The organism is Salinarchaeum laminariae, from assembly GCF_023204835.1.
Classification (GTDB): domain Archaea; phylum Halobacteriota; class Halobacteria; order Halobacteriales; family Salinarchaeaceae; genus Salinarchaeum; species Salinarchaeum laminariae.
The window spans coordinates 395310-413074 of the sequence record NZ_CP096270.1 but is presented as its reverse complement, the minus strand read 5'-3'; the positions used below and the strand labels follow the sequence as shown (position 1 = coordinate 413074).

The window sequence follows — 17765 nt, the reverse complement described above, 5'->3', positions numbered from 1 at the left end:
CCCACGGGTACAAAATAGGGGCCGACGGTCGCGTGCGCGCCACTTCGACAGCGTCCAATTTCTCTCGCTGTGACCAGATCGCCTCCGCATTGCGGTCAGCTCGATACCCGCTCCCTACACGCCGTCTGCGGATGGTTCCCACCTGCGTGTATCACTTCCACTCCGGGGGGCGAATCGTCTTACCCATCGAACCCCGAACACGTCTCGATGGACTGGCGGGACGGCTTCGCCGCCGCGACCGGATTCGACCCCGAGGAGCACCGGGTGTCCGACGCCGATCTCCTCGATCGGCTCGACCCTGCGGTGCGCCAGTGGTGGATCCGGGAGTTCGGCGAGTTCGTCCCCGAGAACGGCGGCTTCTTCACGCCGCCACAGGAGGAGGCGATCCCGCACGTGCTCGACGGCGAGAACGCGCTCATCTGCGCGCCGACCGGTTCGGGCAAGACGCTCGCCTCGTTCACGGCCGTCATCGACGACCTGATCCGGAAAGGACGGGCAGACCGGCTCGACAACGAGGTCTACTGTCTGTACGTCTCGCCGCTGAAGTCACTGGCCAACGACATCCACCGAAACCTCACGGAGCCACTCGAGGGGATCAGCGACGAACTGGCCGCACAGGACGACGATCCCGTCGAGATCCGCCACGCGATCCGCCACGGCGACACCGACGACGCCGCGCGACAGCGGATGCTCGAGGAGACGCCCCACATCCTCAACACGACACCGGAGACGCTCGCGATCTTGCTGAACTCGCCGAAGTTCAAGGAGAAACTGCGCTCGGTCGAGTACGTGATCGTCGACGAAATCCACGCGCTCGCCGACGGCAAGCGTGGCACCCACCTCTCGGTCTCGCTGGAGCGGCTCGAACACCTCGCCCACGGCTCGCCCACGCGGATCGGCTGCTCGGCGACGATCGAGCCCCTGGAAGCGGTGGGTGAGTTCCTCGTCGGGCAGCGAGAACCGGGCGGTCCCCACCGTGACGTCGAGATCGTCGACACCCGCTTCGCCCGGGAGTTCGACCTCGCGCTCGAGTGTCCGACCGACGACCTGATCGGGACGCCGCGGGAGGCAGTTACCGGCCGCTTCTACGACCGCTTGCACGAACTCATCGGCGCCAACACCAACACGATCGTCTTCACGAACACCCGGTCGGGCGCCGAGCGCGTGCTGCAGACCCTCCGCGAACGCTACGACGCGTACGACGAGGAGAGCTCTGGCTGTCACCACGGCAGCCTCTCCCGGGAGCGACGGGAAGGGATCGAGCAGGGGCTCAAGGACGGCGACCTCGACGTGGTCACCTCCTCGACGAGCCTCGCGCTGGGGATCGACATGCCCCACGTGGACATGGTCGTGCAGGTCGGCTCGCCGAAGTCGGTCGCGGAGCTGCTCCAGCGCGTCGGGCGGGCCGGCCACCGCGTCGGGCAGACCGTGACCGGGCGGATGATCGCGCTCGATCGCGACGAGCTGATCGAGTGTGCGGTCATGCTCAAGAAGGCCGAGGAGGGGTTCGTCGACTCCGTCTCGATTCCGGAGAACCCCCAGGACGTCGCCGCCCAGCAGGTCTACGGGATGGCGATCAACGGCCCCCGGCCCGAGTCGGAGGTCGTCGGGATCCTGCGTAGCGCCTATCCCTACCGGAACTACGACGACGCCCAGTGGGAGCAGCTCGTGCGCTATCTCCGCGCCGAGTACGACGACCTGGAAGACCGGAACGTCTACGCGAAGATCTGGCGGGACGAGAACGACCCGCCGGACGGCCCGCACCACTACGAGGAGTACGACGTCGGCCGGCGGCTGATCGGGAAACGCGGCCGGCTGGCGCGCGTCATCTACATGACGAACATCGGGACGATCCCGGATTCGTTCACCTGCCAGGTGGTGACTCGCGGGAGCGACGAGTGGGTCGGCCAGCTCGACGAGGGCTACCTCGACACGCTCGATCCCGGCGACGTGTTCGTCCTCGGTGGCGATCGTTTCGAGTACCGCTACCGGCGCGGCTCGAAGGTGTACGTCGATCCGACGAGTTCGCGGCCGACGGTGCCCTCCTGGTACTCCGAACGCCTGCCCCTCTCCTTCGACCTCGGCCGGGAGATCCTGACTTTCCAGCAGTCCCTGACCGAGGTCCTCGAGAACCGGGGGCCAGCAGCGGCCCGGACGTGGCTCCGGGAGTTCCCGCTCGACGACAACACCGTCAGGGCGCTGGTGCGCTTCTTCGAAACGCAACTCGAGTTCGCCGGGGCGGAGAGCGTCAGCACGCCGGACCGGCTCGTCGTCGAGGTCGAACGCGACCAGGACGATTACAGCCGGCACTACCACGTCCGCTCCTGCTACGGCCGGCGGTTCAACGACGGACTCTCGCGCCTGCTCGCCTACCGCTGTGCGCAGGTGACCGGTGCGAACGTCTCGATCGCGGTCGCGGACACCGGCTTTACCCTCTCGATGCCGCTGAACCGGAAGGTCGACCTCCAGGGGCTGCTCGAGGACCTCGACCCCGCAGCGGTTCGCGAGGATCTCCGGGCGTCGCTCGAGGGTACCGACCTCCTCCAGCGTTACTTCAGAATCAACGCGACGCGCTCGCTGCTCATCCTGAAACGGTACAAGGGCTATGAAAAATCCGCGAGCGAGCAGCAGGTCTCCAGTGAAATGTTGCTCTCCTTCGCCGAGGGGCTCGAGGAGTTCGCCGTCATCGAGGAGACCTACCGCGAGATCCTCGAGGACAAACTCCACGTCGCTGGCATCGAGTGGGCCTGCCAGCGCGTGCAGGCCGGCGATCTGACGATCGAGCAGTTCACCGTCGACACGCCCTCGCCCGCTGCCTTCGGTCTGGCGACGCTCGCGGCCAGTGACGTGGTGCTGGCCGAAGACGAGAGCGCAGTGTTACAGGAGTTCCACGAGCGGGTGATGGCGGAGATCGGAGACGAATCGCGGTCGGCGGCGCTGACTGGCGAGGACTGATCCGCGGGGCCCGCTGGCGTGGGCGGCTATCGGCGGAGACGCGCGTCGAACTTTCGGGGATCGGTTCCGGTACGATCATATTATCAATCTACTCTACCTGCTGAACGACCGACCAAACTAGGCAAATACATCTAACAAATTCGATACGATCTGTGTATGATGCCGTCGAACGTCCGCCACCAACTCTACACACCCTTGTCTTAGGCCAATACGCAGATTCAGAGCAACCAGAGTGTTTGAAGAAGCCAACTAGAGGCTTTTGAATTCCTCGTAATCATCCAGATTGTTGTCTCCCCCATGGGGTGGCTAGTGCTTCGGTCAGTGGCTGAGTGGTGTTGTTGTTTTTGTTTTTTGACTTGTTTTCTTGAGGGTTGGTGGGTGGTGTGGGGCGTGGGCGATTGATGTGGTGGTCTGGTGGTGTGGGTTGTGGGTGGCGTTGTTGGGTTGCCTCACGTTGGTCTGCCGCGCTGGAAGGCGGGGTTCGGCGGTGATCGTGGTGGTGACATTGTGTTTTTGTTTTTTCGGTTGTCGTATTGCAGGCGTGGTTTTTCGGAGGGTGTCTGTTGCTGCGGGTGGGGCGTCGGTGGTTTGCGTAGCTATTTACCGGGCAGTTCAGGATGAGGAGGTGATGGCATTGGATTACCCTGAGCAAGCGAGGTATTATGAGTTGAACGCGGAGCAGGTGGACATTTTGTTTTTGGCGGCGTGGTGGTATAATGGGAAGCCGCTGGGGATTGATGGCGAGCAGTATCGGATGGGGACCGATCACGAGATGCGGATGGAGGAGATGTTTCGGGCGTGGGAGTCGGAGGAGTATCGATGGCATGAGCCTGCGCATGATGAGTTGTTGGAGCGCGGGTTGTTGCGCGAGGAGTATATTTGTCGGCGGAAGATCGATTGGGTGTTGAGTGAGACGGCGTTGCGGGCGATTCGTGATATGTTTCGGCCGCGTGTGGAGGCGTTGGATTTGCGGCCGGAGTGGGCTGGCGAGGGGGCGGACGGGCCGATTTTCGGGGATCCGAATGAGTTGTTGCTGCACCGGAAGGGTGTTGAGGTTGCTGCTGCGTCGTTGGGTATGTTGGCGTGGTGTGCTGGTGTGGAGTTTTACCCGTCGTCGGGGGGTGATGGTGAGGTCGCGGATTTAGTGATTCGACGGCGTGGTGATTGGCCTGATTGGAGCGTTGAGGTGTTGACGGATACGCATAATTCTGCGCAGTGGACGGCGAAGTGGCGTGCGTACAGCGCGTCGGATCGGAATGTGCTGTGGGTGTTTGAGGATCGTGGGACGATGTGCCGGTTTTTCAATATGCTGTCTAATGCCGGTGAGTACTCGTTGGATGGTGGTGTGTTTAGCAAGCCGTATTCGAATGTTTCGGCTGCGGCGGTGACGCGGAAGTTGTGGCGGAGCAAATCGTTGAATGAGGGTCGTGGTGAGGCGGGTGATTTGGCGCAGACGATCACTGGTGTGTTCGAGGCTGGGCCGGAGGTGGTTGCTGATTGGTTCATCGAGCATTATGATGCGAATGGGAAGTGGTGACTGGTCTGGGCGGCCACTGTTGTGGTAGGATGTTTGGTGGATTGGATTGAGTGCGGGTTTTTCAGTGGATCTGGGGGGTTGTGAGGCGAGCGACTGCGGGGCGACCTGTGGAGCAAGTGGCTTGTGAGCCTTGTCTCAGTACCGCTTGTGAGGCTGTGCAAGGCGAGTGTCAGTGACTGCGTTTGGAGCAAGCACTGCGTGGGTGAGCGGTGAGCCCTGGTAGGTGCGAGGCTTGTGAGTGGTGCGAGTGTGTTGCGGCTGGAGTATGGTGTACTTGGGATTGTGGCGGCGCAGGCTGATGCAGTGGGGTTTTGCTGTGTTTCTGATTATTGTCGGTTGGCCGTTTTTTGGAGTGTTGCCTGTCCCCGAGTAGCCTGGTGAGTCGTGTGTGAGATGGGTGTGTATTTGGGTGCGTTTGACGGTGTAGGTGGGGTGTGAGGGACAGCAATCTAGTTGATTACGGGGTTTTTGTGGATTGTACTCACGCGGTTCACCCGTGTGAGCTGCGTGTGAATCTGCGTAACGGGTTGTGTGAATGTGTGTGTAGAGCCGTTGAGTGACGCGAGGCCGAGTTACACAGTGCGAGGAGGAGGGCCGAGGGGAACAGCGGGGAGAACGCTCGTGCGGTGATCACGGCGACCGGATTCACAGGCCGACCGTTCCGGAGGGGTGATTGTGGCGTGGGGATTGCGGGTGGTGCAGTTCTATCGCAGCGGTCTGTTTACTGGGGGAGATATGGCGCGTTGGCTCGCTGCTGTGAGTGACTCAGCCGGGTGAGTGACTGGTGTGTCTTCGAGGGGCAGCCCGCCGTTGCAGCGAGTGTTGAGGCGCCGGATCGACTGTCGAAGGACTCTCCGTTGCAGGGGGACAGTGGTGAGGCTCTCTGGGCGGCGGTGAGTCGGGGTTGGTGGGCGTTGCATTGTTCTGTCCCTCAGATTCTTGTCGAAGCAGCAGGGTGACTATTAGGAGTGAGGGGCCATTCATGACGGAGTCAGACCGGGCCGATGAAACGGTCAAAGAGCTCGTCCAACAGCATTGGAATGGCCGGGCAGCGACGTTCGATGGGGAAAGCCAACACGGCATTCACTCTGCCGAGCAACACGACCGTTGGCTGGCAGTGTTGCGTGAGTGGGCCGGCGACGACTCTCTTGCCGTACTCGATGTCGGCTGTGGGACGGGCGTTGTCTCGATATTATTGGCAGAACTGGGTCATGCTGTGATCGGGGTGGATTTCGCTCCGGAGATGCTCGAGCGTGCCCGCGTGAAGGCCCGGCGTGCAGATCTGCCGGTTGCGTTCTATCGTGGTGATGCAGAGGCGCTCGCGCTTCCTGACAACGCGTTTGACCTGGTGACGGCTCGCCATCTCGTTTGGACCCTTCCGAATCCCGAGACGGCACTCAGCGAGTGGAAACGGGTGGTCGAACCGGGCGGGCGAATTTTGCTGATTGAGGGCTACTGGGACCACGCTGAACCGTGGGATGAATACGAGGCGGTCCACGGCGATCTCCCGTTGTACGACGGGAAACCGCCTGAGGAAATGCGCGAGGTCCTCGTCGACGCAGGCCTGCAGGCCGTCGAGTATGGGCACGACGAGCTCATGGATTCGGTGCTCTGGGGCCGGGAGCCCCAACATGATTATTATGTTATGACTGGTGAAATTCCTCGTTGATTTCGGGCTGCTTGGCAGTTCTCAACTGGTAGCTCCTGCGCTTGTACTGAACGCGGATCCTGCTATTCCGATCGCTCTTTCCGTGGATCGGCAGCGTACTTTGACCACTCGCTCTTCACCGGTGTTTCTCCCGCTTGTTCCCTCGCTGGGAGGGTCGCAGCGGTGAGGGTCGTAGCAGCGCGCACGCAACGATCGTGGCCAGTCAGACTCATCGGGATCGGTGACGATGGGGGTTTTCGCGACGGCGATACTTCAGTTCGAGCTACGTGTTCACTACGCGGTGTGCATTCGCGAAGCTGCGTTTCGCCGCGAGTAACCGTTCCTCGAGTCGGCGTTGAACTCGGCAGATTCCCTGTTCTCCGTCATCGACGACGACTTCACGTACGTTCGGTGGAACGACCGGTTCGAGACGGTCACCGGGTACTCTTCCTCCTTGGAAATTCGGGAGTTGTCGCCGATGGATCTGTTCGACGACGATACGAATGCCGAGATCGAAGGCGAAATCGAGCGGATTCTCGAGGATGGTGAGCGAGTCGTCGTGGAAGCCGATCTCGTGATCAGCGACGACGGGGTGCTTCCAGACGAGTATCTAGGTGTGCCCGCCGAAGATGCCGGGACGATCGTCGGTGTCGTCGGGATCGGCCGACGAGTAGCCAGGCTGCTCTGTCGTTCTCTCACTCCGAACGGGCTTCGAACGCCGGCACCAGTGCGACGCTCTCCCGGCCTTCGTTGTCCAGCGCGCTACTCGTTTGGTGAGCGGCGGATCGAGACGTTGGTTAGGGTTTCAGTTTGTTTCGAAGCTGGTCTTCTTCTTCCCCGCTGATTTGACGGATGGTCAGCTCGTGAAATTCTCGGCAGGACTTTGCTGGACACCCAGTCAATGGTTGGGGGTGAATTTCCTCTTCGTCTTCGTCGTACAGCCACCTGACGTAGGCTCCGCAATGGCAGCGGATTCTGACTTTGAGCGGCATTAGTTGTGGTTGCTGCGGGGTGTGTGGTTGGGTCGGTGCATGGGGGTGGTCGTGTGGCTGTGTACTTCGATACTGTGTCGTTGCGGTTGTCGGGCGAGTTCGGTGGTTTTGCGGGTTGTGTCGTTGCTTTGGGTTCTGGGCTTGCAATGGGTCGTTGCGTCGGAGGGGTGAGCCGCGCATCGACACCGCGTACGGGCCTGCGGGCTGATTGCGAACTCGGCGGCTCCACAGGGACAGTTCACTGGGACTGGGTGTTCGTGAACATGTGGTCGATCTCCCGATCTCTCTACGAAAGATACCTCCGTTCGACTCGGTGAGCAAGTGCTGGCTTCCGTGCGCCAGCTTTGCTCCGACAGGTGCTGGCTATGGGCGCCTCGTTTTGGATGAATGACTCAACGCTCCGCACTTGTTCTCACCCTTCGACGACACACCTCAGTACGAGTGTAAACTCTTCAAATCCAGTCACAGACTCTCTCATCCGTTCGATCTTTATTTGGTCTATTCGCGAATTCTCGATCCAAGCGACCAGTATGAATCGTGCAAGTGGTGAGATCGAAGCAGCGCAGTATACTGTTCGTCCCAGTGCTTCGACTCGGTGAAGTACGTGAGTAGCATATCGACGTATTCCGTAGAGAGTATCTCGTTGTTTGCAAGCGAGCAGAGAATATGTGGCGTCGTGAACAGCGAATTTCGCTCGTTGAGCATCACATCCACGAAAAGGTAGTTCGACGTGTTGAACTCGTCCGTAACGAAACAGTCCGCAGAACGGTCGTTGGCCAACCAGATACATTCCGACTCGACCCGATCAAGCCCGTTCTCGAGTGATTCGTCGAATTGATCTCTTACATCCTCAACGTTGAGTCGATGACTCACTTGCAGGACAAGCGATGCTGCTGCGGACAAGAGTTTGTCGTCGCCGGTCATCGTGGCGAGTTCCCTGGGCACACTCGCAGGGACGTGCACATCGTAGGCCCTAAGCAGGGCTCTGAGCGGGTCTTCACCAGTCGGTGCTACCGGTCGCCTATCGACGACCGGGGTGGCAAGGTTGACGAGGGCGTTCGTATCGACGACGCAAACTGGTTGCTCATCCATCGGCGTCCGGTTGGCCGTCGTGGGTGGGTGCTGACTCTTCCGGAGCCCACGTCGCCGGCTCTCCTTCGTAGAATGCTTTGCCGGTCGGAAGATCGCCAGCGAGCGTGGGTTCTGGCGGGGAGCGGTCGAGAGACGCTCGGAGCAGTTTCATGCGCACGGCCTCTTCTCGGCCCAGTACGGCATCCACCGTCTCGAAATCGATACGGTCTGAGTAGTACGCATCCTGTAGCTGGCGTCGGAACTCCTCGTCAGTCGTCAGTTCTGCTAGCGCGTCTTCGAGGGCCTCGATGAGAAGACGCGTTCGAGAGACGTCGAGAATATCAGCAACCGCATCTGCTCGTTCAACGAGTGGGGCGGGCGCGTTGAAGTCGACGCGGGTTTTCTCCGATGTCATTGGTGTATGTGTAGAATCTACACATCAATAACGATGGTGTTGGCTTCGGGGCCTGTCGTGGAGTCGTGAGGGTCGGGGCTACCGTTCGATCACTGGATTGGCGATGTTCAGTTGAGTACGCGACTCCTGGACGGAGTTGGAATGAAGATGTACCGAATCACCTCACCTACCCCCACACCGGAGTTGGAGTGAAGACCCTGGAAGGGGCACACCGGAGTTTGAGTGAAGATGTACTGAATCCACTCACCACCCCCACACCGGAGTTGGAGTGAAGACCAAGGTGGACCACACTGAGTACAGACCGGTTCGGGGCCAGTACCGCGACGGGTCACTTCTGACGTCTACTCTTCAGCACGGTCGGTGAGTTTAGAAAGGGGCGGAAGTCACTCACTCTCTGATGTTTCCCACCACGGGTGGTGTGTGGGTCCTGTCCACCACGACAGGCGCCCGCCCCGTTCGGGTGAACGGCCGCGATAATGGTCAATATTGGGCCGTTGCATATCGACGCTGCGTGACGTTGTCAAACCGCCCGCACACCGCTTTATTCAACCGTTTCCGCTGACGGGCGTCTCAAAACCGTAATCACTCGTTGCAATCACGGGTGGTGAACCCAGTGACCTGATCAGCGGCCGTGGCACCATCCTCATAGAGGACATGTCATCGAATACTACAGAGACCGTTCGCCCGGATCACCGTCGTCGGCGCCAGCGGTGAATCGCCCCGGGGCATGTCGATCGAGAATTGAAGCTGCTCGTGAGTACGGAATATTTCCGTTTTCCGGACGCTCCCGAGGCACTCGGCCTGCTCCGCCTGTAGCGGGTGAGAACGACCGTCAGACCCGGTCGACTGTCACCAGCCTTCGGATAACTGACCTAGGAATCACAGGCGCAGACGCCACCCGCTCGGATTTGGTTCTTGGTATAGTGGTGGAGTGCCTCGGCGAGCGCGTGCATTGCTTTAGCCTGGTTTCCGGTTGGCCGTCTGCCGCCATAATAACTGTCTGCTCGATTGTCCGTGTACAGTTCAGCGAGTGTCTCCGCCGTAGAACGGGATAGCAGCCCGAGTTCTCCTGCGCGCTCGTAGCAGTACGTGTGGTCGTGGAACTCTCGTAGCTCGTCTCCACCTTCTGCCAATGCGAACGCTTCCAACGACCGCTCTATCGCCCCAAAACAAAGCTCGATTTCGGCGGTGAAATACCCTTTTCCGTCGATATTAGCAAGAACGCGGAGGAGGCGACAGCCTTTGGTTAGTTGAGTCTTCCACTCTGCATCGATATCGATCTGCCGTTCGGGAGTCGGAGCACCATGTCCTTCCTCATTGAACGCGTCGATGGCGGCTGCGAGAGCGTCCGTCACCGCGCCTGGATCGGATTCATTACTCATCAACTTCACCGTGAATGATTGTTTCCTGAACGCGATCGAACGCTTCAGTTTTGTAGAGGGTGATGCCATCTCTGAGGATCCGCCTGATTTCGGCAGCGTAGTTCGTAACGGCGGGAAGGCTCTCCACGTCGACGTCGAACTCGTATCGGCTCTCGTCGAAGGTTTCGTCCTCGAGATCCGATCTGATTCGGTTCGCTCGCCGTTGATTTTCCATTCTGTGTTCGTCGACCAGTACCCACAGATCGATATCGCTCCGCCTGTCGGCCTCACCGCGTGCGACACTTCCGTACAGGACGATCGCTAGGATGCCTTCTAGTTCCTTGGTCAGCGAATTCGTTGCAGTTCGGACTGGGTCGTGGAACGCTCCCTGGGGTATCTGCAGAAACGGATCGTCGGAGACGGACAGTCGTTCCCTGTTGACCTGTACTAGTCGCCGCGTTCCTTCTCGCTGCTCTACAGCCAGATCGTTCGCGACGAGCGTATCGGTGGCCTTCGTGACTGCTGGCCGGGAGAACTCGATTGACGTCGCGAGCTCCGATATCGAGAACGATCTGCCGGGGTTGCGGCTGAGGAAGTGGAGGAGTTCGTGCACGGTTTCGCTCCTGAATAGCCGTTGATCGGGTGTCGGAATGTCGAGGATGATCGACGTTCCGCCTTTCGAGTTGGTGTTCGGATCCGTTATCATTGTAAACGAATTGTTGTTCTATACACTTAAACTTTATACAGGGATTGTTTGTGTCCCGTCGGAACAGAGTTTCACTGCATGACGTCAAAGCCACTCGCCAGTCGGACAATCTAGCACTGTCGTTCGAGAGCATACGAGGCGATCGCCATCATCGCTCCTGCAGCGTTGGCAGCCACGTTGAGCAGCGATGGCGTCCAATCACCAATTCGCCCAGCAGCAACCCGCAGACTGCGCGGCCGCCCAGGCCGACACCGATTGCAGTGAGGATCGCGAAGGTGACGACGGTCGCGTCGATCGCCGAAGCGAGCCTTTTCGCTCCCGTGTGATCTCCGGTGATGCCGCCCGCGGCGCGGATCCAGTCCACCTCCCAGACCCCTGGTGAGGATCAGTCCGGCGAAGATCACCATGATGTTGTTGAGCCCGGCGGGATGGTCATGAAACGGAGGACTCGTCACAACCTCCATACTCGTGGAGAAAGTCGGTTCCATTGGAATGGCTGGGAACGACAAAGTCGAGTTCCGGGCCGAGACTGAGGAAAAAGCCGCGCAGGTGGTCGATCAGCTGCGCCTCGGCGGGATCAATATCAGCGAACTCGCCCGGAAGGGGCTGCGAGATACTCTTCGGGAAACGCTCTCAGATGAGGAGAAGATCGCGTTGCACCAGCGGTACAAGAACGGTGATATCTCCGACGCTGTTGCCGACGTCCTGATCGGGGATGGGATCGAAGAAATCGAGCGGGAACGCGAGGCCTTCGAGGCAGCCAAAAAGATCGATACAGACGGCTTGCTCCAGGAATGACCTCCTCCCCGCGCGGAAGGGCAGGGAGGATGTCACGCAACGAGGTCACTCAATAACCGGGGGTGATACCCCACGGGACTTTGTGGCTGATCAAACGGCTACGTGTCGCGATCGAGCGACGCTTCTAACGCTTCGACTTCCGCCTCGAGCTCGGCTTCATCGACCTCGGTTGGCGTCGCGCCAGTGCCATCCGGTTCCCCTCGTTCGGCGAACATGCGGTCGAGTTGCTCGAGGGAGGTGACGTACCGGCTGAGATCGTCCCGACGATCGAGCGCGTGATAGTGACTGTCGGTCGTTTTCCCGACGTACCCGTCGTCATGGAGGCGTTTCAGCGTCGTTGTCGCGGTTCCCCGTGGGATATCGAGTTCGGCTCTGATCTCTGCCGGCCGGTACCCGTACTCGGGGTTCCGGTAGAGGAACGCCACGATGTCGGATTTCGTCGTGACGGGCGTGAGGTCGACATCGGGTTCGTGTTCGTCGAGCGGAACCGGCATGTGTTGTAGTCGTGTGTAGTCGGTTGTAGTACTTAGTCGGCTGGATTCAGTATCGTGTCGGAGTCGCAATCAACTCGCGGTACATCCTCCTGTCGACGTTCAACGAGCGACCAGTCATCCTACTCTGTGTGGGTTCAATAGGCGTACCCGTAGCGGATCGTCTAAGGGCTCTCTGACGACGCCAGATGGCCTCCGAAGCGACTACTTCCCGCGTTAGTGCGCGGCGTCTCCGTCATCAGAGTCCACGTCCACGCCGGTGATCTCGAACCGCGCACCACCTGCCTCCCCATCCGTAACACGGATTTCCCACCCGTGTGCCTCCACCACACGGTTGACGATGCTTAATCCGAATCTGGTCCCGTCGTTTGCTGTCGAGAACCCGGCATCGAACACGTGCGAGCGATCTTGTTCCGGAATCCCCGGGCCGTCGTCCTCGACGTAGAATCCGTCCGGCATCGCCCCGATTCGAACCGTTACGTCCTCGCCGCCGTGTTCAACTGCGTTCCGAATGAGGTTCTCGAAGAGCTGCCGGAGGCGGCCCTCGTCAGCGTCCACGTCACCGTCGATCTCGTTGATGAGTGTTGCAGCTCGAGTATCCACCGTGTTCCAGCAATCCTCGACAAGTTCGCGAATGTCAACCGTTGTGATGTCGTCTGGCGACGCCCCTTCCCGCGCGAGGGTCAGCAAGTCATCGATGAGGGTTCGCATCCGCTCGAGAGCCTGAGCGGCATCATCCAGATGGTCAACGTCCCGTTCCTCTCTGGCGAGGTCAACACGACCCATTGCAACCGACAGCGGATTCCGGAGGTCGTGAGACACAACGCTCGCGAACTCCTCGAGGCGATCGTTCTACCGTTCGAGCTCACGCTCGTTCGACCGCAATCGTTCGGTTCGTTCCACCTGCTCGAGAGCGCTCGCGATGTTACCCGCGAGAATCTCTCCCAGGACAATATCTTGATCGGTGAACGCTGCTGGCGTCTTCGACCCGGCGATGAGGATCCCGTACTCACCCAGTGGAAGCAGCATCTCGCTTCGAACCGGCGTGTCCGGGTTGTGAACGTCAGGGTCAGAGCGGACATCGTCAATCGCAGTCGCCTCGCCCGTCTCGAACGCTCGCCAACCGATACTGTCTCCAGGAGTCAACGTCGGAATCTCACCGACGTACTCGATGGCGGTGTCGGTGACAGCGACCGGTTCGAGTTTGGTCTTACTGTCATCGACGAAATGGATGGCGTTGGCATCGAGCCCGAGAACCTTCTTCGCAGTGTCGACACCAATCCTGGCGACGTCGTCCTTCGAATCCGCCGCCATCAACGACTGCGTCGACGTGTTGAGCGCTTCGAGCCTGCGTTCCCGCTCCTTCCGCTCAGTGACATCCTGCTGGAACCCGACGAAGTTCTGAACAACTCCCTCCTCGTCGTACACGGGTGCGATCGATACCTGATTCCAGAACTCGGAACCATCCTTCCGGTAGTTTCGAAGCTCGACGGTGGCGCGTTCACGGTTCTCGATTGCTTCGCGTAACACCGAGACTCGATCAGGATCTGTTCGCTCTCCCTGCAGAAAGCGACAGTTCCGCCCGACTGCGGACTCCTCGGAGTACCCGGTCAACTCCTCGAAGCTGGAGTTCACGTAGATGAGCGGATTGTCTTCTTGGGCAGGATCGGTGATCGAGATTCCGATTGGTGCCTCGTCCATCGCCCGCTTGGAACGCAAGAGTTCCTGCTCACGCTCTTGCCGCTCAGTGTCGTCGCGGACCGTGCAGACGAGCTCGCCACGGTCCGTCCGAGAAAGAACGTGATCTTCGAGGAACGTGCTCCCGTCAGCACGGACGCCGGTCGTCGTCCCGTGCCAGTGGCCGTGTTCGTCGACAGCAGGGATGATCTCTTCCCGGATCCGCGGCAGGTCCTCTTTGAGATACAGCATTTCCCAGTGATTCCCGATGAACTCCTCCGGGTCGTACCCATAGAGGTCCGCGTACGCTCGATTGACGTAGATGAATTTCTCGTCTTCGTTGAGGATGCTGATCCCCTCTTGTGCACTCTCGATCGCGTCGAGTTGCCGGTGCCGTTCGCGCTGGGCACGAGTGGCCTCGACAGCATTCGTGATCCGGTTGGCGAGCACAGCGTACTGGTCCGTCCCTGTTTCTTTCTGCAGATAATCCGTCACGCCGGCGGAGATCGCCTCGCTCGCAACTTCTTCCGACCCTTTCCCGGTGTACAGGAGAAACGGGAGGTCCGGATGCTCCTCTCGGACGATATCGAGAAATTCGAGCCCGTCTGTTCCCGGCATCTCGTAGTCCGAAACGACGCACTCGACCTGGTCGGAAGCGAGAACGTCGAGCCCAGCCGACGCACTGTCAGCCGTCCGGACAGAGATCCGATCGTCGTGCCGCTCGAGGAACTGACCAGCTAACTCGGTGAATGCCGTGTCATCGTCGACATGGAGGACTGTGATGGTATCGTTCCCCTTAGTCATAGATTCGTGCCATTGAACGCTTTTTCATGCCCAGATTCAAAAACCATGAGTCGGACCCCGGGGCGACACCCCCGATACAACGGCGGCCAGTACCGTCGAGAATGCTCGACGCCACGATCGTCGTGACGACAGCACGTCCATCACGCGAGTCCGCCGTCGATCAGCTCGCTCCGGTGCCTGGTATCGAGCCCGCACTGAATCATGCGAGCGTGTATTCGTCGAACCGTCGAACCGCCGACCGGTACGCAACGACCGGCGCAACGACGGCGACCGCGAGCACCACGACGCTCGCCGAGAACAACGTACCTGGCGCGACATCGATCCCGAACGGCAACACGAACGAGAGCAACACTGCGGCGAGTTCCCGCACCGCCTCCTCGTACGTCACACCAGCCGCTGCTGCGGTGAGGAATAAGTACGCGGTGAACAGCACGAACGCCCAGCGACTCGGCAGCACAGTCGTCATCGACCGGGTCACGTTCACTTCATCGAACCGCGGGAACGCCATGCCGATCCCGACCGACACCACCGCAGCGAGCACCATCAACACCGGCGTCGCCGCCGTTAACGCCACGACCGTCCGCGTCTCAACCGGGCTCAACACCGCGAGCACACCAGTCACCACAGTCCCGATCGGGATCGCCACGACCAGCCCCGCGATCATGTGCGCGTGCACGAACGTCCGGCCGTCCACCCCGGACAGGAGCGTCGATGTCAACACCGCTCCCTGATCGCCCAGCGGGTTCAACGTGAAAATCACGCCGGCAGCCCACGCCGCGATCACAACGACCAGGTACGGGAAGAACGCCGGCACATCACCGGTTTGGACGATCTCCGCGACCATCCCGGTGATGAAGAACACCGGGAAAAACGCGTACAGCACCTTCATCGGTGCCCGCACCACGCGGCGCCACGACACGACGATCAGCGTCCCGGTCCGCCGCCCGAAGACACCCTCTATCCACTCCTCGACGCTGGACGCCCCAGACCCGTCGACACTCACCGACTCTTCTGGTTCCTCACCGGCGAGCACCGGATCCGAAAACCAGTGCGTATCCGCGACGCGAGTCCCCGCCACCACGCCGACCCCGACGACCACGACCGCGAACACGGCAGCGCCGACAGCCTGCACCGGCGACGCGTCAACGCCCGGCGTGCCGAGGAACGCGAGGTCCGCGAACCACGCCATCGGCGAGGACTGCATCGGCTCGAACAACGTTACCATCGCCTCATTCAACGCGCCCGCCGATATCAAGACGAAGTACACGAGGAACGCCGCGACGACGACCCCCGACTTGTGCCGCGCGACGAACGGGAACCGTAACGCGACGTGCCTGACGGTCAGCCCGACCGGGTACCCGACGGCCACAGTCGACCACCCCGCCAGTAACAGGGCAACCGGCACCGCAACCACCGGCGTCAGCGCGCCGGTCCCGACTGCGAGCCCGGCACCGGCCCCGGCCGCCGGGCCCAACACCCACATCGCCACGTACGCACACTCCGCGACGTACACACCAACCAGAGCCTCCCACGTCGGCACGATCGTCAACACCGCCTCCGGCTGCGCAAGCGTCCCACGCTCCCCAACAGCACGCGTCACGAAAATCACAGTCACCACAAGCCACAGCAACGCAGCGATCCCGCCAACAACCTCTAGCGGGAACTCCTCGACCCCGAACACCGACCCGTCACCGACTACGACCCCGCCGAGCCGATACCCAGCGTACGCACCGGCCGCCGTCCCGACAACCAGGATCACCGCGTACATTACGACCGCTAGAATCGACGATCCCCGCCGCCAATCACTGTGCTTGCGCAGCATCCGCAGCACGTCGATCCACGCCAACCGTCCTGCGCGATCCACACGCCGCATTGTCACTCACCCACGCCGCCGGCACGCTCGGCCGCAGCGTGCTCCTCGGCGTGATCCGCCGTGACCTCGAGGAACACGTCCTCCAACGACCCGCCAGCACCTGCCTCTGCACGCTCCTTCAACGCCGCCGGCGCCCCCTCAGCGACCAGCCGGCCGTCATGCAACACACCGACCGTATCCGCGAGCTCGTCGACGACCGACAGGATGTGCGTCGACAGGAAAATCGTCGTATCTCCGCCGGCGGACTCCGCGATGATGTCCTTCACTGTCCGTGCCGCCCGCGGATCCAGCCCGCTCGTCGGCTCATCCAGAAACAACACCGACGGGTCATGCAGAATCGCCTGCACCAACCCGACCTTCTTCCGCATCCCCGTCGAGTACCCGTCGATCGCCCGGTCAGCTGCGTCAACCAAGTCGAACCGGTCCAGGTACGCCCGGATCCGCTCCGTCGCGACGTCCTGCGGGATATCGTGCAACGCAGCCACGTGCCGCAACTGCTCCCGGCCCGTCAGCTCATCGAACAACGGCGGTTCCTCCGGCAAGTACCCGACGTGCTCGATCAAACGCTCCCGATCGCTCACGTCGACGCCCATGATCCGCGCCTCGCCCGCCGACGGCCGCGTGAGCGTCGTCAACATGCGCATCGTCGTCGTCTTCCCCGATCCGTTCGGCCCGAGAAACCCGTACACTGCACCCTGCTCGACCGACAGGTCCAGGCCCTCGACCGCCACCACGTCACCGAAGTGTTTCGTGAGGCCTCGCGCCTCGATCGCCACCCCACCGTCACCCACAGAGCCACTCCCACTCACAAGTGTCCGACCCAACACGCTCCTCCTAAATATACCTGCACAGACCACAAACTCTCAGTGCAAAACGCCCGGGACCAGTTGCAGGAGGACTGGAACAGCGGCCTTTCAGGTCTGGTATCGACCACGCGCACTATCTCACCCTCGAGGCCAACTTTGACCTCCTCTCCGCCCTGAAGGGCGAGGCTTGCGCCTCGCTAATTTTAGTCAACTCTCCGTCGCCACTCAGTACGACCTTGGCATCGCGGCAGTGTTCTAGGCGCTCGCGTATTACGCCGCGGGTCATCGGGTGGCTGTCCGTCGGATCCACGCTCTCGTCGAGGCGTTTCATGAGCCCGGCGCAGTGGCCGGGCTCAAGGACCTTTAGATGGCGTCCGATTGTTGTGTGTCGAGATGACCGGGGTGATCCTCGCCGACTACTGCCGCAAGCTCGGCCAGGACGCGGAGCGGGTCGTGACCGTCGTTGCCCTCGGCACCGGCCGGTTTCACCGAGAGTATCGAGCGACCTATTGCGATCAGCAGCCGGCTGCCGACTGGTATGCAATGGCCACTAACAGGTGTTAGAAGCTCTCTACCCCACGAACAGTCGGCTGCCTTCATGCTCGTTGACGATCAATGTTCCACTCCCTGG

The 17765-nt window shown here is 60.9% G+C and carries 14 protein-coding genes and 2 pseudogenes; 6 read left to right on the top strand and 10 right to left on the bottom strand.

Annotation, left to right across the window (positions count from 1 at the left end):
- The first annotated feature begins 207 nt into the window (after nt 1-207).
- The 4 genes and pseudogenes from MXF70_RS02000 to MXF70_RS01985 all read left to right on the top strand — a co-directional run.
- Nucleotides 208-2955, top strand: coding sequence for an ATP-dependent helicase (locus tag MXF70_RS02000; protein WP_248516945.1), 2748 nt, complete (start codon nt 208-210; stop codon nt 2953-2955).
- 487 nt (nt 2956-3442) lie between these two features.
- The gene (locus tag MXF70_RS01995) at nt 3443-4492 is read left to right on the top strand and encodes a hypothetical protein (protein ID WP_248516944.1); all 1050 of its coding nucleotides are present in this window, start codon (nt 3443-3445) and stop codon (nt 4490-4492) included.
- Between the two features lie 982 nt (nt 4493-5474).
- On the top strand, nt 5475-6161 hold the full coding sequence (locus tag MXF70_RS01990) for a class I SAM-dependent methyltransferase (protein ID WP_248516942.1): 687 nt from the start codon (nt 5475-5477) through the stop codon (nt 6159-6161).
- 331 nt (nt 6162-6492) lie between these two features.
- Nucleotides 6493-6984, top strand: a pseudogene (locus tag MXF70_RS01985) (PAS domain S-box protein); the annotation flags it as partial.
- A gap of 646 nt (nt 6985-7630) precedes the next feature.
- On the opposite strand, the gene MXF70_RS01980 reads toward MXF70_RS01985, so the two are convergent.
- The 5 genes from MXF70_RS01980 to MXF70_RS01960 all read right to left on the bottom strand — a co-directional run bounded on the left by MXF70_RS01980 (nt 7631) and on the right by MXF70_RS01960 (nt 11049).
- Nucleotides 7631-8224: a hypothetical protein gene (locus MXF70_RS01980; RefSeq protein ID WP_248516940.1), complete on the bottom strand. Its 594-nt coding sequence runs from the start codon at nt 8222-8224 to the stop codon at nt 7631-7633.
- Nucleotides 8217-8618 (bottom strand): hypothetical protein, encoded by a 402-nt coding sequence (locus MXF70_RS01975; RefSeq protein ID WP_248516939.1) that lies wholly within the window; start codon nt 8616-8618, stop codon nt 8217-8219. The genes MXF70_RS01980 and MXF70_RS01975 overlap by 8 nt, the downstream gene beginning before the upstream one ends.
- Before the next feature lie 872 nt (nt 8619-9490).
- Complete coding sequence (locus MXF70_RS01970) at nt 9491-10000, bottom strand: DUF8154 family protein (RefSeq protein ID WP_248516938.1); 510 nt, start codon at nt 9998-10000, stop codon at nt 9491-9493.
- A complete protein-coding gene (locus MXF70_RS01965; protein ID WP_248516936.1) occupies nt 9993-10685 on the bottom strand; it encodes a nucleotidyltransferase domain-containing protein in 693 nt (230 codons plus the stop codon). Before MXF70_RS01965 ends, MXF70_RS01970 begins: the two co-directional genes overlap by 8 nt.
- A 148-nt stretch (nt 10686-10833) precedes the next feature.
- Entirely contained in the window at nt 10834-11049 is a 216-nt protein-coding gene (locus MXF70_RS01960; RefSeq protein WP_248516934.1) for a hypothetical protein, read from the bottom strand.
- A gap of 104 nt (nt 11050-11153) precedes the next feature.
- Between MXF70_RS01960 and MXF70_RS01955 the strand changes: the two genes are divergently transcribed.
- Nucleotides 11154-11483 carry a DUF8065 family protein gene (locus MXF70_RS01955; RefSeq protein WP_248516932.1) on the top strand — a complete coding sequence of 110 codons (330 nt, stop codon included), beginning with the start codon at nt 11154-11156 and terminating at the stop codon, nt 11481-11483.
- 98 nt (nt 11484-11581) lie between these two features.
- On the opposite strand, the gene MXF70_RS01950 is transcribed toward MXF70_RS01955, so the two are convergent.
- The 5 genes and pseudogenes from MXF70_RS01950 to MXF70_RS01925 all read right to left on the bottom strand — a co-directional run bounded on the left by MXF70_RS01950 (nt 11582) and on the right by MXF70_RS01925 (nt 17465).
- Entirely contained in the window at nt 11582-11977 is a 396-nt protein-coding gene (locus tag MXF70_RS01950) for a MarR family transcriptional regulator (protein ID WP_248516930.1), read from the bottom strand.
- Nucleotides 11978-12190: 213 nt separating this feature from the next.
- Nucleotides 12191-14455: pseudogene (locus MXF70_RS01940) on the bottom strand (hybrid sensor histidine kinase/response regulator).
- A gap of 199 nt (nt 14456-14654) precedes the next feature.
- Nucleotides 14655-16223 (bottom strand): hypothetical protein, encoded by a 1569-nt coding sequence (locus MXF70_RS01935; protein WP_248516926.1) that lies wholly within the window; start codon nt 16221-16223, stop codon nt 14655-14657.
- Nucleotides 16224-16330: 107 nt separating this feature from the next.
- Nucleotides 16331-17137, bottom strand: a complete 807-nt coding sequence (locus MXF70_RS01930) for an ABC transporter ATP-binding protein (protein ID WP_248516925.1) — start codon at nt 17135-17137, stop codon at nt 16331-16333.
- Nucleotides 17138-17267: 130 nt separating this feature from the next.
- Entirely contained in the window at nt 17268-17465 is a 198-nt protein-coding gene (locus MXF70_RS01925; RefSeq protein WP_248516924.1) for a hypothetical protein, read from the bottom strand.
- A 62-nt stretch (nt 17466-17527) separates the two neighbouring features.
- Between MXF70_RS01925 and MXF70_RS01920 the strand changes: the two genes are divergently transcribed.
- Nucleotides 17528-17698 carry a hypothetical protein gene (locus MXF70_RS01920; protein ID WP_248516923.1) on the top strand — a complete coding sequence of 57 codons (171 nt, stop codon included), beginning with the start codon at nt 17528-17530 and terminating at the stop codon, nt 17696-17698.
- The last annotated feature ends 67 nt before the right edge of the window (nt 17699-17765 follow it).

Bases quoted from the DNA above. Each gene is read 5' to 3' on its own strand.
- MXF70_RS01965 (WP_248516936.1), bottom strand. From the start codon at position 10,685: ATGATAACGGATCCGAACACCAACTCGAAAGGCGGAACGTCGATCATC.
- MXF70_RS01920 (WP_248516923.1), top strand. From the start codon at position 17,528: ATGACCGGGGTGATCCTCGCCGACTACTGCCGCAAGCTCGGCCAGGAC.
- MXF70_RS01990 (WP_248516942.1), top strand. From the start codon at position 5,475: ATGACGGAGTCAGACCGGGCCGATGAAACGGTCAAAGAGCTCGTCCAA.
- MXF70_RS01975 (WP_248516939.1), bottom strand. From the start codon at position 8,618: ATGACATCGGAGAAAACCCGCGTCGACTTCAACGCGCCCGCCCCACTC.
- MXF70_RS01925 (WP_248516924.1), bottom strand. From the start codon at position 17,465: ATGAAACGCCTCGACGAGAGCGTGGATCCGACGGACAGCCACCCGATG.
- MXF70_RS01950 (WP_248516930.1), bottom strand. From the start codon at position 11,977: ATGCCGGTTCCGCTCGACGAACACGAACCCGATGTCGACCTCACGCCC.
- MXF70_RS02000 (WP_248516945.1), top strand. From the start codon at position 208: ATGGACTGGCGGGACGGCTTCGCCGCCGCGACCGGATTCGACCCCGAG.
- MXF70_RS01935 (WP_248516926.1), bottom strand. From the start codon at position 16,223: ATGTACGCGGTGATCCTGGTTGTCGGGACGGCGGCCGGTGCGTACGCT.
- MXF70_RS01970 (WP_248516938.1), bottom strand. From the start codon at position 10,000: ATGAGTAATGAATCCGATCCAGGCGCGGTGACGGACGCTCTCGCAGCC.
- MXF70_RS01980 (WP_248516940.1), bottom strand. From the start codon at position 8,224: ATGGATGAGCAACCAGTTTGCGTCGTCGATACGAACGCCCTCGTCAAC.